Here is a 15,387-nt window from a genome sequence, read left to right on the forward strand (position 1 = left end):
TTCGCTTTGACAATGCCCCCTTGAAAAGGGGAGGCCTATAATAGTATAAAGCGTAAAAATTACAAGAGGGAGACCGCATTTCGTGTCCGCATCGCAGCCGGAAAACCGCCTGAAACGCTATTGTGACCTGAAGACCTACTGGAGAAACCGCTTCGGATGCACGGTGTATAAACTGCCCGTGGACGCCGGCTTCACCTGCCCGAACCGGGACGGCTCACGGGGGACGGGGGGATGCACTTACTGCGACGGGCGGGGATCGCGCCTCCGCCGGGAAGGCCCGTTACCCTCCGTCAGCGAACAGATCCGGCGGGGAAGGGAATTCTATCGGAACCGCAAGGGGGCAAAAAAGTTCATCGCCTATTTCCAGACTTTCACCAATACCTACGCCCCCTGCGACCGCTTGAAGCGCCTCTATGACGAGGCCCTGGCCCAGGAAGACGTTATCGGCCTTTCGGTGGGAACCCGCCCCGACTGTGTACCCGACGATGTCCTGGATCTCTTGAAGGGCTACGCCCGGAATGCTCATGTCTGGCTGGAATACGGACTGCAGTCGATTTCCGACACAACGCTGCTGCGGATCAACCGGGGCCATACGGCGGCTGAATTTCTTGATGCCGTCAAGCGGGCCGCCGATGAAAATCTGCTGATCTGCACCCACATCATCGTCGGCCTGCCCGGCGAAACTCCCGAGGATGTCCTGGGGACGGCGCAAACCCTGGCCTCTCTGCCGATTGCAGGGATCAAGATCCATTCCCTGCTGGTTCTGGAGGGTACGTCCCTTGGGGAAGAGTATCAGAAGGGAGGCTTCAGTCTCTGGAGCCAGGAGGAGTATGTCCGGACGGTCTGCGATGTCCTGGAAATCCTGCCGCCGGAGATGGTGATTCAGCGCCTGACGGCCGACGGCTATGCCGATATCTACCTGGCCCCCGCCTGGGCCACCAACAAGATGGTCGTTCTCAACGCCATCGACCGGGAGATGGAGCGGCGGGATGCCCGGCAGGGATGCCGCTATCGCAGTAATTACCGGCCGGAACGTTCCTGAGTTTCCTGATTTTTCCCGACTCGCTTTATTCCGTCAGCCTCAGCAGGCCTTCTTATCGCCCCCTCTTTCACTCTGGATTTAAGGATCATAGAAATCCTTCCCAGCGGTCGAAACGACCGCCGGAAGAAACGAGACCGGATAAACTTTCCCCTGCAGGAAACCTGCCTGTCACTCTTCAACCCAAGCAATTTTGCTAATATCGTAGACTATAAAAATATATTTAATATAAATCGAAATATATATTGACAAATATATCGAATATCGAATAATAGCCCCATCCATGAACCTGGAAGGCCCTGTCGAGCAGGTGCATGCCCTGAGACTTCGCGGCCCTGACAGCAATAAAGGCCGGAGAGGACTGGATGGTGGTTTTGATCTCACAGGAAGTTACCTTAATACGCGTTTTGGAGGGAGATAAAACATGAGCAGAAAAAAGGTTACCATTGCTGAATTGCAGCAGAAGAAACAGAAGAAAGAGAAGATCACCATGCTCACGGCTTACGATTATCCGACGGCAAGGATCCTGGATCAGGCAGAGATCGACACGGTCCTGGTTGGAGATTCAGGAGGCATGGTTGCCCTGGGATATGAATCAACCGTTCCCGTGACCATGGAGGAGATGCTGTTCATGTCCAAGGCGGTCGCCAGGGGGATTCAGAGCGCTTTCATCATAGCGGACATGCCGTTCATGTCCTACCAGGGAAGCGATGAGAGGGCGGTTGACAATGCCGGGCGCTTCATCAAGGAGGCCGGGTGCGACGCCGTGAAACTGGAAGGGGGAAGTGATTTCGCCTCCACCGTCCGGGCGATCGTCAGAGCCGGGATACCTGTCTGCGCTCATATCGGCCTGACACCGCAGACGGCAACCATGCTCAGCGGGTTCAAAGTACAGGGAAAAGACGCGGAAGGAGCCAGGAAACTGATACAATCCGCCAAGGATCTTGAGGAGGCAGGGGCCTTCATGATCGTTTTTGAATGCATACCGGATACCCTGGCGGCAAGGATCACGGCAGAGCTGAAGATTCCCACCATAGGCATCGGTGCGGGGAAAGACTGCGACGGCCAGGTTCTCGTGTATCACGACACGGTCGGCCTCTTTGAACGGTTCATTCCCAAGTTCGCGAAGCAGTACCTCAATCTCACGCCCATGATCCGGGATGCCGTTATCCAGTACAAAACGGCCGTAGAGACAGGGGCCTTCCCGGGTCCCGAGCACATGTTCACGATGAGCCAGGAGGAACTGGATAAGCTCTATTAGACCGCCGCAAGCTTATGCTTATGGCGCTAAAAAAGACGATTCTTATGACATCTGAAAAAAGACACATGGATGAACTCGACGCAAAGATCATTGCGATTCTTCAATCGGACGGCAGAATCAGCAACACGGAAATCGGGAAGTCGCTTTCGGTTTCGGAGGCAACGATCCGGGGAAGAATAAAGCGCCTTATCGATGATGAGATCATCCAGATCGTTGCCGTAACGAATCCTCTCAAGGTCGGGTTCGAGATCACGGGGGATCTCTATATCAGCGTAGACATCGCAAAGATGGAACATGTCATCGGCTCGATCAGCAAATTCAAGGAACTGTGGTATATCGTTTCAACCACCGGCAGCTCCAACCTGAACGCCGAATTTGTCGTCAAAAACCTGGAGGACCTTCACGATCTCGTCTACAACCGCCTCAGCCGTATCGATGGGATCCAGAAAGTCGAGACGGCCGTCATTATAAAATACGTAAAACGGAGATACGATTTCGGAACCCCCTTCGACTGACCAAGGCGGCAACGCCGGATGTTACCGATTCCGTTGGTTTCGCCGCGGAACTTCGATGGAAATCTCTGCCGCAGGGAACGGGACGCGGTTCAGTCCTGCAGCAGACTGCCGGAAGATTCCAGCCCGTCGTCGTCGATCAGTTCCATCAGGACTCCGTTGAGCTTCTTCGGATACAGGAAGGCAAACTCCCCTTTGCGGAACGGCCGGACAAACCCGCCCCGGCTGTCGGGAATGAACGGATAGCCCTTTTCCTGAAACTCTTTCACGGCCTTCCGGGTATTGTCCACATTGAGGCTGACGAGCATCACGCCTTCACCGTTCTTTTCGATGAACCTGGCGACCTCGCCGTCGGGCGTCAGGGATTCCATCAGTTCGAACCCCACTTCTCCGATCCAGTAGCGTACGACCCTGATCTTTTCCGGTTCATCGATGTAGACATCGTCCGGCTTGTCTTTACCCAGCAGAGGTTCCCATGTCCTGCGGGCCTCATCGAGGTTCCTGACGGCAATACAGATATGATCCACTCTCTTTATTTGCATAATGACCTCGTTTCGGTGTCATGGCCGGCGATCACCGGTTCCTGATTCCGGGAGATGCTGAAACAAAGCTCCCGTTCGAGTCCCGTACCCGGCTGCCGGGAATTCTGCAACTTAATCAACGATAATGATCCGTTCGTCGATCTCCGACAGAACACGGTAGCGGCCTTTTTCCATGAGCACCGTATTTTCGATGCCGCAGCAACCCTTTCGCGGGAAGACCATCTTGGGTTCGATCGCAAAGGTCATCCCCTCCTCAATGGGGTAATCCATGTTTGTCGCGATAAATGGCGGCTCGGAAAGTTCAATGCCGATTCCATGGGCAAGAAAATTGACCTTATGGGGGGCATATCCCAGATAATTGTCCCCGAATCCCAGCTTCTCGGCTAAATCAACGGAATACTGGAACAGCTCGGCGCAGGTCACCCCCTCCAGGGCCTTGTCCAGCACCCGGTAGTGGATCTCCCGGCAGGCTTCATAGGCTTTGCTGAACAATTCCGGTATGGAACCAATGGCAAACATCCGGGTCTCGTCCACCTGGTATCCGTGGTAGCAGATACCGAAATCAATCATGATCTGTTCGCCCCGGCGGATTTTCTTGCGGCTCGCCCCCACGGGAAAGGCCGGCGACATCCCCAAACCTCCCATGGGAGAATTCATCTGGCTGACAACGCTTCCCACTTTGCCGCTGAGGATATGCCAGCTGTAGGCTTCAAAATTCTGGGAGCGCACACGCAGCAGACCCTCGTGTCCGAGGGTCTTGGCATAAGCTTCCAGGATCCCGCCGAGTTCGATTTCCATCATACCTTCCCGGAGGACTTCGGGGATTTTTTCATAAACCTTTTTGGCAATCGCCGCCGCCTTTTCCATCAATGAAATTTCAAAGACGCTCTTTATCTTACGGAGGTTGTTAATCAGCGGCGAGATATCTGCCAGTTCCACATCACCCAGGACCTTTTTAAAGCTTGTCACAAAATTGTACGGCAGAACATCGAGTTGAAGGCCTACCCGGCGGGGATTGCCAATGTATTCCTTAATGGTCTTGAGGGAGCGGATGGGAATCACTTCAGAAAGGGGCGACTCGCGTCGAGCCCGGCGTATCTCCCGACGGACGAAGAGCGTGGGCTCTCCCTCCAGGGGCACATAGAGGATCGCATCCTGCATGGTGCCGGCAAGGTAATAATAATCAATCTTGTAATGGAAGAAGGCCCCATCCAGTGAGGCCTTCTCCATTAACGCCCTTAATCTTGCCGTCCGGTTTTGAATTTCTTCTTTCGGCGTGTAGATCATAAGTCGTTACTTGTCCTTGAATACCGCTTTTCTCTTTTCCATGAATGCGGAAATGCCTTCCTTGGCATCGTCCGTCGCCATGCAACCCTGTAGATAGAGAATTTCGGAGGCCTTGAGGGCTCCAATGAAATCCAGATTGAGGCCGGCCATAATGGCGCGGCGCGTCCACATGGCAACCGGTCTGCTCTTGTTGAGGAAATCGGCCAGGAATTTGTCCACGCCTTCCTTGAAATTCTCTGCCGGCAGAACCACATTGACCAGGCCAATGGCTTCCGCTTCTTTTGCCGAAATGATCTTTCCGGTAAGGAGCAGTTCCATGGTTTTCTTGAGGCCGATGATCTTGGGGAACCAGGCAGCGGCAACAGGCGGGAAGACGCCGACGGCGATTTCCGGCTGGCCGATCTTGGCCTTTTCAGAAGCGATGACGATATCGCAGAAGGCCATCAGTTCGCAGCCGCCACCCAGGGAACGGCCGTTGACCAGCGCCACGGTCGTAACATCCAGGCTGGCCATAATTCGGAACATTTCGTGGAAAACGAAAATCATCTCATCCACTTTATCCGGGGTATGATCGGCAACATCGACACCGTCACAGAAGGCCTTTCCTCCTGCAGCATCAAAAACGAGGAGCTGTACGGTCGGATCCATCTTGACATCCAGCAGAACCCGATTGATCTCCTTCATCATCAGGATGGTCAGCCAGTTGGATGGCGGTTCATTGAGGGTAATAGTGGCGACCTTATCCTTCTTTTCAAATGTAATATGTTCGAATCCCATAAGAATCTCCCTTCCTCCTTCTGATGTAACGTTTATAAGTCAGGAACGTTCCTGAATGACTTCATTCCGGCGTGCCGGTCCGAAATAAAAAAGGGGGGGATACCCACCCCCCCCTTGAATTTCACCAACTGAGCGAAGAACTGATTACGCTTTGGGTTTCCCGAGGATCTGCTCGAAGTAGGCTTCGTTGTTCAGGGCGCCTTCGGCGATGAGCTGACGGTTCTTTATGAAGTCGATGGTGTCCACACCGGTGATCTTCTTGGTGTTGAAGGCGCCGAAGCCTGCGAAGGCCTCGCCCATCATGTTGGTGGCCAGCCAGTAACGGTGGTCGTTCTTCACCTGATCCCACCAGGATTTCTTCTTCTGGCGGATGCCGTCGATGGACTTCATCAAGCAGCCGGGGAACAGGTTGGCGAAGATCCAGATGATTCTCTCGACTTCCGCGTCGATCAGGGAGAAATCATAATTGCCGGCCTTCAGCGCGTCGTTGACGAAAGCGCGGGCGTCTTTGGCTTCCTGACCCGTCTTGTTCTCGCCGTAGACGATCTCGCCGTCTTTCACGTAGGATTCGGTGATGACCTGGGGATTGCGGACAAAGTTGCCATTGGCGTCCTTCAGGACGGGAAGGCACTTGGAGATGAGGTTCTTAGCCTTCATCTTGTAGGCGGACCACATTTCGCAGCTTACGCAGTTCCACATGGCGTCTTCGTTGCTGAGGAACCAGGGCAGGAAGTCGGAGGAGCCGCCCACCGGAGCGGAACCGTGACGGGGACCGGCCTGACCGAAAATGGCCAAGTCGGAGGAAACGGCGATGTCACAGGCCAGACCGATTTCCTGACCACCGGCGACTCTCATACCGTTGACACGGCAGATGACCGGTTTCTTGCACATCAGGATGGAGTCGACCATGTTGTTGAAGAGTTCCATGTAGGAACCGTACTCTTCCGGCCTCATGCTGTAGTATTCGGAATACTCTTTCGTGTTTCCACCGGTGCAGAAGGCGAAGGGGCCCGTGCCCGTGAAGACGACGGCGACAACGCTGCGGTCCGTGGAGGCATTCTCGAAACCGGCGATAACACCTTTCACCATCTCGGTCGTGTAGGAATTGTACTGGGCGGGGTTGTTCAGGCGAATCCAGGAAGTGAACAGACCGGGAACTTCATTGCCCTTGGGGTCCTTCAGGGGCCGCTTCTCGTATACGGTGCAGGGTGCTTCCGTGCCCCACCACTGAGAGGTGTGTCGGTCATGGTTCTTCATCTCATTTTCTCTTGGCATCCATGCTAAACTCATACTTTTCTCCTCTTTCGTTTTTTGGTGTTATTTTTTGGGTGTTAGTGCTTGCTGCACATTAAAAATCAGGTTTCAGAACAACTCTCTTTGCAGGAGAGCCGGCCTTGTGAATCTCATCGAAGGTCGCCGCAATCGTGCTCATCGGGCGGACTTCCACGAAGGGATCGATATCGATCTTCTTGGACTGCACCATATCGAGAACGATGGGATAGTACTCGGGCAGACATCCCCAGGTCCCGATGATTTCTGCGTCAAAGGCCATGAGCCGAGAAACCATGTATTCATTTTTAGCCATTCCGAACCCGACAACGATCATCTTCCCCGTGAAGGAAAGGAGATCCAGGGCCAGATCCTGACCTGCCTTGGTTCCGGATACTTCAAAGATCTTCCAGCCTACGTTGGGAAGCCCATTGGCCTTGCGGATCGCGCTTAACTCACCGGAAATGTCCTTGGTGGTTTTATCCTGGGTGCTGATGACGAAATCACAGCCATAGCCGAGCGCTCTCTGGAGTTTCTCCTGGTTTCTCGCCATGCCGATGACCGTTTTTGCCCCAAGGGCCTTCGCCGTCTGAGCCATGTATACACCGACACCACCGGTTGCACCGATGACGATGCAGTTGTCGCCGGGCTGGAGATCCGCCCTCTTGGAAGCCTGGTAAGGCGTCGTCACGGCGTCTGCCACAACGGCAAAATTTTCCAGCGGATAACTACCGCGATTGCGAATTTCACAGAGGTCTATGGTAGGAACGACGATATGGCTTGAAAAACCACCATAATTTCCCAAGCTGTTACCGGGCATGAGCTGAGCAAGGCAGCGGTTGCCACGGCCGGTTTTACAAAGGATGCACTTGCGGCAGGGCATAACGGCGGGAATAACCACTTCCTTGCCTACCCATGCTTTATCGCCCGCAACAACGGTTCCACTGATTTCATGGCCCAATGTCAACGGCGGTTTGTTAACGGTCGGTACACGGTCATAGAAAAAACCGAGGTCGGTATGGCAGACACCGCAACCCGCAATCTCAACCAGGGCTTCGCCCTCTTTAAGTTCCGGTACGGGCAGTTCAGCTAGCGCCAGCTTCCCTTCAATCTTTTCTCCCGTTTCCTTGTTCTTCCCCCATGGCGTCACCATCTGCCACGTTTTAATCACACTTGGTACTCCAGCCATTAAACACCTCCATAAGAATATTTAACATCCCTGTTACTGCAAAGTAACGCTTGCTTATCACCCCCTCAATTTTTTTTCAATCCCTATTTTTCAAATCCATTACTCCCCTGAGGGAAGAAATCTTCATTACAAGTGACAAAGAGCTTGTATCACGGCAGGAAGGCTGATATAGGCTGCAACGGATTTCGGCGGTGCGGCCACAGGAGAAGGTCATCAATATAATTTACTCTTAAAAACAACGAGATACTTCCGTTTCCACCAATCCTAAGCTTAACCGTACTCACAAAACGGCTGTTTTGTATCACAGCTCGAGTTGACATTCAAGATGTTTTTCAGCACAAATCGATTTTGCTTTCAACCTGGCGAGCCCTGTAAAAACAAGTACTCCATTTAATCTTGACCCAACTTCGCGCTTTTTTAGCCTGCACGGGATTGTCTTTCAACTTTTTAGAAAAGGGGGCTTAATAAAATTATCCTTTCAGGATAAAAAAAGGGGGAGGTAAAGGACCTTTACGAAAGGCCGCAATGGTAAAATTTAGGCTTGATGCAACTCGTCTTTTGGGATAGCCCCCACCTCCTGCTTATGACTTAAACGGCCTAAAAATATTACGAGGGCACTTCTCAACGCAGATTTCTTTGCAGTCGACACCGTAGGCCGCGCATTTTCCATGATCAACTCGGATGAGATTGCCGTCTAAACTCACGGCTTCTGCCGGACAGGCTTTGACGCACATCCTGCAGCTTATGCACCCCACTTCGCACACGGACCGAACCACCTTTCCAGGATCCTTCGTGCTGCAGGGCACCCAGACGCGAGCGCTTAGGGGAATGATTTCAATGATCTTCTTGAGACATATCCGAACGCAGGAACCACAGCCTACGCACTTTTCAACATTTACGACTGGGAAGTGGTTCTCCAGGGTAATGGCCCCAAAGGGGCAAACCTCAACACAATCCCCGAAACCGAGGCACGAATAAGCACATTCCTGGGGTCCACCACCAAAGCAAATGCTCGCACCCGCACAGGTCTGATCACCAAGATAATGATATTTCTGTCCGACGTTTCCCTCAAGACGGGAGCATCTCATTGAAGCGACCATGTTGGCGGCACCGGCCACCTTTTTCCCGGTAATTTCCGCAACAGCTTCCGCTACTGCCGCCTTGCCCGGGAAACAGAGATTGGCAGGTACCTCCGGATCGTTAACAACCGCTTCCGCATAAGCTTCGCAACCTGCGTAACCGCATCCACCACACTGCGCTCCAGCAAGGACTTCAAGGACTTCCTCCACCTTTGGGTTAGCTTCGACAGCAAATTTCTGAGCCGCGAGAGCCAGACCAATGCCGAATAAAAGACCGATACAGCCGAGAAATGCGATTCCCCCAAGAGCTAATTTAATCAATGCCGGATCCATTGTTTTACCTCGATCAATCGAAATATTTTAAAACAGCAATTACGGAAAAGCCTGAAAAGATGAGTCTGAATAAGTCTGCCTGAAATCGGCACCTCGATACTGCACTCCCATATATAACATAATTGCATTTGTCAAATTCATATTTGTTATATATATCTCGACTATATATCATTGAGAAATAAGCTCCAAATAACGGATTTTTTGGGGGGGTTCACGACGAAACAATGGCGCCTTCTTCAAAGCTGACCACCCGATCGGCTACCCTTTTCACCTGATCCAGGTAATGCGAAACCACCAGAATGGTCATGTGCTTTCTCAGCTCCAGCAACAGACCCTCAATGACTTCTGTGGCGGTCGAGTCCAGTGATGATGTGGGCTCGTCCATCAGTAAAACCTCCGGTTCGAGAATCAGCGCCCGGGCGATGCAGAGCCGCTGCTGCTGTCCCCCGGAAAGTTTGCGGGCGTCATCGTTCATTCGGTCTTTGACTTCCTCCCAGAGATAGGCCATTTTCAGAGTCTGTTCCACCTTGCGCCTCATTTCCTTTTGATCAGTACCACCCGCCATCTTCAAGGGAAAGGCAACGTTTTTGTAGATGCTCATGGGCAAAGGGTTTGGGGTTTGGAAGACCATCCCGACCCTTCTTCTCAACTCCGTCACAGGAAAGGCCTCCTGATAGATATCGCGGCGCAGACCACCGAGGGTAATCTCCACTTTGCCGCTCATCCTGGCCTCTGGGAGGTTTTCCCAAAGCCGGTTCAGCGTTATCAGAAAGGTGGACTTTCCCGCCCCTGAGGGGCCAATGAGCGCCGTGATCGAATGTTCTGCAAAATGGACCGTCAGGTCTTGAAGGATTCGGCGTTCCCGATAGAAAAAGTTGAGATCGGCAACCCGTATTTTTGTATTATCCGGAAGAGTCGTGTTCATGGACGATAGAAAGCGAGATAAGAAAGACGCTTTTTTATGACGAAGGCAAGGGCGAAAAGGAACAGACATAACAGAAGCAGAAGCAGTGCCGCTCCATAGCCGTTCATTAGTTCTTCTGGAGTGGTATACTGGGAAGAAATGTAATAGATGTAGAACGGCAGCGCTTCGTAGGGGGCAAAAACGGATTTTGGAACCCCCGCCGCCACCACCACTCCCGTAAGCATGATGACCGCAGTATCCTCCGCGCAGCGGCCGATGGCGAGAATGACCCCGCTGATCATCCCGGTAAGAGACTGGGGGAGAAGGACATAAACCAGGTTCTGCAGTTTCGTCGCTCCCAGGGCAAGAGCCGTCAGGCGGATCTCGGGAGAAAGACTTTCCAGGGCGATCTGCGTAGTTCTGATGATGTACGGCAGAACAAGAAAGGCGAGGGCAAGACCCGATATGAGCAGACAGGGCTGTATGCTGCTGGAATAGTGTTTGTGGAGAAAAACGGCCAGCGCGAACCCGAAGAGCCCAACCACGATGGACGGAATGCCGGCAAGGATGTCGAAAATCAGGTTGAATGCGTTTTTGATCCGAAAGTCCGCGTATTCCGCCAGGTAAATGCCCGTTGCAAACCCGATCGGCAGAGCAATGGAAACGGACAGAGAGACGAGCATCAACGTGCCGACAACGGCGGGGAACAGTCCGTCGAAAACGCGCTGTTGAAGAAGAACGGCCTTGAGAGGGGAAACGTCCCCGAAGATCAGCTTCGGATGAAACGCACCGGCCCCCTTGAAAAGAAGATAGACAAGAATGGAGAAAACGGCGGCGGTCAGAATCAGCCCGCAAGTCCAGGAATACCAGATCGTCAGTCTTTCCCCCGCTTGCTTCATGCCCGTTCCTCGCTGTTCCGGAAGGCCAGGCGTCGCACGGCAAGAATGACTATGGTGATGAAAAGATACAGAACCAGACCGCAGGCAAAGATGGAACGGAATTCAGGACTCTCGTAATCAGCGGCAATGACCAGGGCGATGTGGGCCGTCAGCGTGCGCACCGAATCCAGGATCGATTTCGGCTCAGCAATGGAATTTCCCGCAATCATGAGGGAAACGAGGGTGTCCCCCACCGCACGGCCGAAAGCCAGAAGAACCCCGATGACAATGCCCTCCCGTGCCGAGGGAAGAATAACGTATAAAAGCGTTTGCACGCGGTTCGCGCCCAGGGAATCGGCTGCGTCGATGTACGATCGAGGGACCCGATCGAAACTGTCACAGAAAAAGAGGATCATCGTCGGCGAAATCAGGACTCCAAGCATCAGGGCCGCTGTGAGAATGCACATCCCGGATCCGCCCTGGAAAAATTCCCGGATCAACGGAACAAGGAGAAAAATGCCGACAAAGCCATAGATCACGGTGGGAATGCCCGTCATCATCTGAACGATCCTCCGGAAGACAGCGCTCAATGATTTCGGGCCGATCGAGCTGATGAGAAACGAACAACCGAGACTCACGGGAAAGGCAATAAGCAGGCTGAGAAGCGAGATGACCGAGGTCCCCACGATCATGGGATAGATCCCGTAAAATCCCTGCTGAGGCATCCATGGCTCCGTGAGAAGACGGAAAAGACCACCACGGAGAAGAGGCAAAGCCATGTACGCCATGAAACCGAGAATCAGCAGTGTTATGGATGAACTGATTATGGTGGAGAGGAGAAAAATCTTCTCAATGCCCCTTTCCTTCCAGTTATTCATGGGAAGGGAATAAATCCTCCCTTTTCTACAATTTTACGACCTTCCCGAGAATACAGGTAATTGATGAAGGCCCTGGTCAGACCGGTGGGCTCGCCTTTCGTGTTGCTGTAAAGCCCACGGGCAATCTTGTATTTGCCTTCTTTAACCGTCTTGATCGTTGGGATCACGCCGTCCAGGGCGACCGGCGCCACGGTACTGTCAATATGACCGACGGAAACGTAACCGATGCCATAAGAATCCTGGGCAACCGCCGATTTCATCGCCCCGTTGGAAACCACCACATTGGCACTGGGCGAAATCGTCCCCTTGTCCAGTGCTTTTTCCCAGAAAACCTCTCGGGTTCCGCTTGCTTCATCACGGGTGTAAAGGTTTATTTTCCTGTTTTCGCCACCGACGCTTTTCCAGTTGTCGATCCGGCCTGCGAAAATATCCATCACCTGCGCCTTGGTGAGCGCCTTGACTCTATTTTTCGGATTGACAACGACTCCGACGCCGTCCAGAGCCCACTGATGCACCTTGAGCTGATACCGGGCGATTTCATCGTCCGTCGGTTTTCTTCCGGTGTTCCCGATGTTGACCAGACCTTCGCCCACCTGCTTGATGCCGACGCCGGAGCCCCCGGCGGCAATACTGATCTGGATGTCGGGAAATGCGCTCATGATCCTCTGAGCCGCCTCTTTCATTACGGGAATATGAGCCGTACCCCCCGAGATCTTCAAGGTCCCTTTCTGCCCTCCAAAGGCTTCCAGTTCGCCCGAAATACAGTCAGCGGTTAGAACAAACAGGGAAAAGATCACGGCAAGCGCTGCAACGACATATTGTTTTCTCATGGGATCCTCCTGAATCACTTGTTTTACTGCTTCCGACGTCTGCTAAAAAATCAGCTGTCAATGAATCCCACTAGTATAGAACGAAGAGTTATTAGTCAAATTCATCCTCTTGATGCATGACGGTTTATTATTCCTTTTTGTTATGTAACGTCATTTTACCTTCCTCATCTCAATCCGTATCCTCTATAAAAAAAAGGAATAATACAAATCTATTATGCATATTCTTGATTTGACGTTTATTTCCATTTCTGTTAACCCGTACGCTCTGTGACGGAAGGATTTTTTACATTTCCTCTCGATGGCCCAGGCATCCTGTTCGGCCTGAAATAAGCGCCTGCTGGTAGGAATCCGTCTACTGTGCTCTTGGGGATATCCATCAAGGGCTTCTATTTTTTGTATCGGCCAATTGAAATTTATTTCAAAGGTGAGGTTCTCCATAAAAATGCAGCCACAGATCGCCATGTGCAATATCTTTGACCAGGATGCGGATCAGCTGGCGGAATTCGCTTCCCGGCATGGTTTTTCGGCTATCGACTGGTCAATCGACCCGTCTCTGCCGGAAGAGGAGTTTCTCTCCCGGGTGGAGACCCTCTCCGACTTCCAGCTTCGTTTTCACTGCCGCTTCTTCGGAGTGGACATCGCCTATGCCGACCGGCGTGGCGACGACTCTCTTGCGCTGCTGATGCGTACCGTTGATATGGTGGCCAAGACCGGCAAAGGACACATGACGATCCATTCCGGCCTCGGCAATCGCTCCGGGGAAGGGATCAGCCTGGCAAGAGCCATCGACAATCTATCCGTTCTTGTGCAATACGGCAAACGGAACGGTGTAGCCGTTGCCCTGGAAAACTTGATGACCCCGCTGACCAATGATCCCTTTCTCTTCCATTTCATCGTTTCCCGAAGCGATGCATTCGTGACCATCGATATCGGACATGCCCATGCCGTAAGGCATCTTCATCCGCAAATGAACATCTGCGGCGAGTATGTTCTCCCCAACAGGGATAAGCTTCTCAATGCCCATATTTATAATACCGAGTTGGAAGGGTATGGGCACATACCCCCTACGAGCCTGCAGGACATCGCCAGCCGTCTGGATCTCCTCAGTCTGGCAGAGCCCTGCGACTGGTGGGTTATCGAACTGATGAATCCGGAGGAAGTTCTCTCGACCCGCAATTTTCTCGAAACATACCTCGATTGCCGCTCCATTCCGCCTGTCGCGGAACGGCATAGTCAGCCGCTGCCACTTTTTGCCGCATAAGGAATCCCAGGCAAGCCGGAGTAGCTTTTTCAGGGAGTGGACATGCGCTGCATCCTTCTTCTTCTCGACGGCCTCGGTGACCGAAGCCATCCCGTTCTGAACGGCCAAACCCCTCTCCAGGCGGCCTGCACCCCAAATCTCGATAAAATCGCGGAAATCGGCATGACCGGACTTTTTCACTCCCACCTCCAGGGAACGGCATTGCCAAGCGAACTGGCCCATTTCCTGATGTTCGGATATCGCCTTGAGGAATTCCCGGGCCGGGGCATCGTGGAGGCGCTCGGGGAAGGGATCGGCATCCGTGAGGGGGACACGGCCCTCCTGGCCCGGATCTTTTCCGTGGTCAGGGACGGGAACACCCTCGTCCTCCGTCATGAGAATCCGAAGCTGGATCGGAAAAGCTGCCGAATTCTCCATGAGGCCGTCGGGCGCTTCACCCTGGACGACATTTCGGTGGCTTTTCTACCCACCAAAGGGATAGCGGGCATCCTCCTGCTTCGTGGGGACGTATCCAAAGCCGTCACCGATTCCAATCCGATCGCCGAAGGGCGCCCTCTCATGCAGGTCCTTCCCCTGCGAACGGCAGCCGAGAATCCCAGCGCCCGGAAAACCGCCAAAGTCCTCAACGCCTATCTTCGCTGGAGCCATTGGACGCTTTCGGAGCATCCTCTCAACAAAAACCGGATTGAAAATGGGCTTCCTCCCATCAACGCCGTCGGCACCCAGCGGGCCGGGATGATGAGCAGACTGCCTTCGTTTTCGGGAAAGTGGGGGCTCAAGGGCTTGATGATCGCTTCCGGTGCAGTTTACCATGGGATCGGGCAGGTGATCGGCATGGATATCCAGAAGGTCGGAGATACGGAAGACCCCGGGAGGGATCTTCGGGAGCGGCTCGAAAGGGCGCATCGGGCGCGGAAATATGATTTTATCCACGTTCATACCAAGGTCACGGACGAGGCGGGTCACACGAAAAATCCCCTGATCAAGAAAAGGGTGATCGAGGCGGTCGACACGGCGCTGGACTATGCCGTCAAAGAGATCGTCCCCGACGAGAACGTCCTTTTCATCGTGACCGCCGATCATTCCACCGCCGCTTCCGGCACGATGATCCATACCGGCGAGAGCGTGCCGCTGGTCATGACAGGCAAATATGTGCGGAGGGATGACGTTCGAAAATTCGACGAAGTCAGTTGTGCCGCCGGCGGGCTCAGCCTCGTCCGGGGAAAGGAACTCATGTATCTGGTGCTCAACTTCCTGGATCGGGGAAAGCTCTGGGGACTCATGGATTCGCCCGACGACCAGCCGTTTTCTCCGGGCCGATTCACCCCCCTGCTGATGGGCTGAACCC

Annotated in this window: 15 protein-coding genes; 5 read left to right on the plus strand and 10 right to left on the minus strand. The window is 53.2% G+C overall.

Annotated features, from left to right (window positions below):
• The first annotated feature begins 82 nt into the window (after window positions 1-82).
• From ACJ77P_RS13655 to ACJ77P_RS13665, 3 genes are all read left to right on the plus strand, one after another.
• The gene (locus ACJ77P_RS13655) at window positions 83-1,042 is read left to right on the plus strand and encodes a TIGR01212 family radical SAM protein (RefSeq protein ID WP_408998547.1); all 960 of its coding nucleotides are present in this window, start codon (window positions 83-85) and stop codon (window positions 1,040-1,042) included.
• 421 nt (window positions 1,043-1,463) lie between these two features.
• Window positions 1,464-2,300 (plus strand): 3-methyl-2-oxobutanoate hydroxymethyltransferase, encoded by an 837-nt coding sequence (panB, locus tag ACJ77P_RS13660; protein WP_408998548.1) that lies wholly within the window; start codon window positions 1,464-1,466, stop codon window positions 2,298-2,300.
• A gap of 65 nt (window positions 2,301-2,365) precedes the next feature.
• Entirely contained in the window at window positions 2,366-2,815 is a 450-nt protein-coding gene (locus tag ACJ77P_RS13665; RefSeq protein WP_367360025.1) for an Lrp/AsnC family transcriptional regulator, read from the plus strand.
• 89 nt (window positions 2,816-2,904) lie between these two features.
• Here the strand turns inward: ACJ77P_RS13665 and ACJ77P_RS13670 are convergent, their stop codons facing one another.
• From ACJ77P_RS13670 to ACJ77P_RS13715, 10 genes are all read right to left on the minus strand, one after another.
• A complete protein-coding gene (locus tag ACJ77P_RS13670) occupies window positions 2,905-3,354 on the minus strand; it encodes a VOC family protein (protein ID WP_408998549.1) in 450 nt (149 codons plus the stop codon).
• Window positions 3,355-3,465: 111 nt separating this feature from the next.
• On the minus strand, window positions 3,466-4,641 hold the full coding sequence (locus ACJ77P_RS13675; protein WP_408998550.1) for a M24 family metallopeptidase: 1,176 nt from the start codon (window positions 4,639-4,641) through the stop codon (window positions 3,466-3,468).
• Between the two features lie 6 nt (window positions 4,642-4,647).
• On the minus strand, window positions 4,648-5,418 hold the full coding sequence (locus ACJ77P_RS13680) for an enoyl-CoA hydratase/isomerase family protein (RefSeq protein WP_367360028.1): 771 nt from the start codon (window positions 5,416-5,418) through the stop codon (window positions 4,648-4,650).
• Window positions 5,419-5,562: 144 nt separating this feature from the next.
• Window positions 5,563-6,708, minus strand: a complete 1,146-nt coding sequence (gene oah / locus ACJ77P_RS13685) for a 6-oxocyclohex-1-ene-1-carbonyl-CoA hydratase (RefSeq protein WP_408998551.1) — start codon at window positions 6,706-6,708, stop codon at window positions 5,563-5,565.
• Between the two features lie 58 nt (window positions 6,709-6,766).
• On the minus strand, window positions 6,767-7,876 hold the full coding sequence (gene had, locus ACJ77P_RS13690) for a 6-hydroxycyclohex-1-ene-1-carbonyl-CoA dehydrogenase (RefSeq protein WP_367360030.1): 1,110 nt from the start codon (window positions 7,874-7,876) through the stop codon (window positions 6,767-6,769).
• Window positions 7,877-8,457: 581 nt separating this feature from the next.
• Window positions 8,458-9,288, minus strand: a complete 831-nt coding sequence (gene rnfB, locus ACJ77P_RS13695; RefSeq protein ID WP_408998552.1) for an RnfABCDGE type electron transport complex subunit B — start codon at window positions 9,286-9,288, stop codon at window positions 8,458-8,460.
• A gap of 211 nt (window positions 9,289-9,499) precedes the next feature.
• Window positions 9,500-10,213: a phosphate ABC transporter ATP-binding protein gene (locus tag ACJ77P_RS13700; RefSeq protein ID WP_408998553.1), complete on the minus strand. Its 714-nt coding sequence runs from the start codon at window positions 10,211-10,213 to the stop codon at window positions 9,500-9,502.
• Window positions 10,210-11,091, minus strand: a complete 882-nt coding sequence (locus tag ACJ77P_RS13705) for a PstA family ABC transporter permease (protein WP_408998554.1) — start codon at window positions 11,089-11,091, stop codon at window positions 10,210-10,212. The genes ACJ77P_RS13700 and ACJ77P_RS13705 overlap by 4 nt, the downstream gene beginning before the upstream one ends.
• Window positions 11,088-11,948: a phosphate ABC transporter permease subunit PstC gene (gene pstC, locus ACJ77P_RS13710; protein WP_408998555.1), complete on the minus strand. Its 861-nt coding sequence runs from the start codon at window positions 11,946-11,948 to the stop codon at window positions 11,088-11,090. Before pstC ends, ACJ77P_RS13705 begins: the two co-directional genes overlap by 4 nt.
• Window positions 11,945-12,778 carry a phosphate ABC transporter substrate-binding protein gene (locus tag ACJ77P_RS13715; protein WP_408998556.1) on the minus strand — a complete coding sequence of 278 codons (834 nt, stop codon included), beginning with the start codon at window positions 12,776-12,778 and terminating at the stop codon, window positions 11,945-11,947. The genes pstC and ACJ77P_RS13715 overlap by 4 nt, the downstream gene beginning before the upstream one ends.
• Window positions 12,779-13,220: 442 nt before the next feature.
• Between ACJ77P_RS13715 and ACJ77P_RS13720 the strand changes: the two genes are divergently transcribed.
• Together ACJ77P_RS13720 and apgM are read left to right on the plus strand one after the other, a co-directional pair.
• Window positions 13,221-14,039: a TIM barrel protein gene (locus ACJ77P_RS13720; protein WP_408998557.1), complete on the plus strand. Its 819-nt coding sequence runs from the start codon at window positions 13,221-13,223 to the stop codon at window positions 14,037-14,039.
• A gap of 42 nt (window positions 14,040-14,081) precedes the next feature.
• Window positions 14,082-15,383 (plus strand): 2,3-bisphosphoglycerate-independent phosphoglycerate mutase, encoded by a 1,302-nt coding sequence (gene apgM / locus ACJ77P_RS13725; protein WP_408998558.1) that lies wholly within the window; start codon window positions 14,082-14,084, stop codon window positions 15,381-15,383.
• Window positions 15,384-15,387 lie beyond the last annotated feature (4 nt).

Origin of the sequence: Syntrophus buswellii (assembly GCF_046097065.1) — a bacterium.
Taxonomy (GTDB): Bacteria; Desulfobacterota; Syntrophia; order Syntrophales; family Syntrophaceae; genus Syntrophus; species Syntrophus buswellii.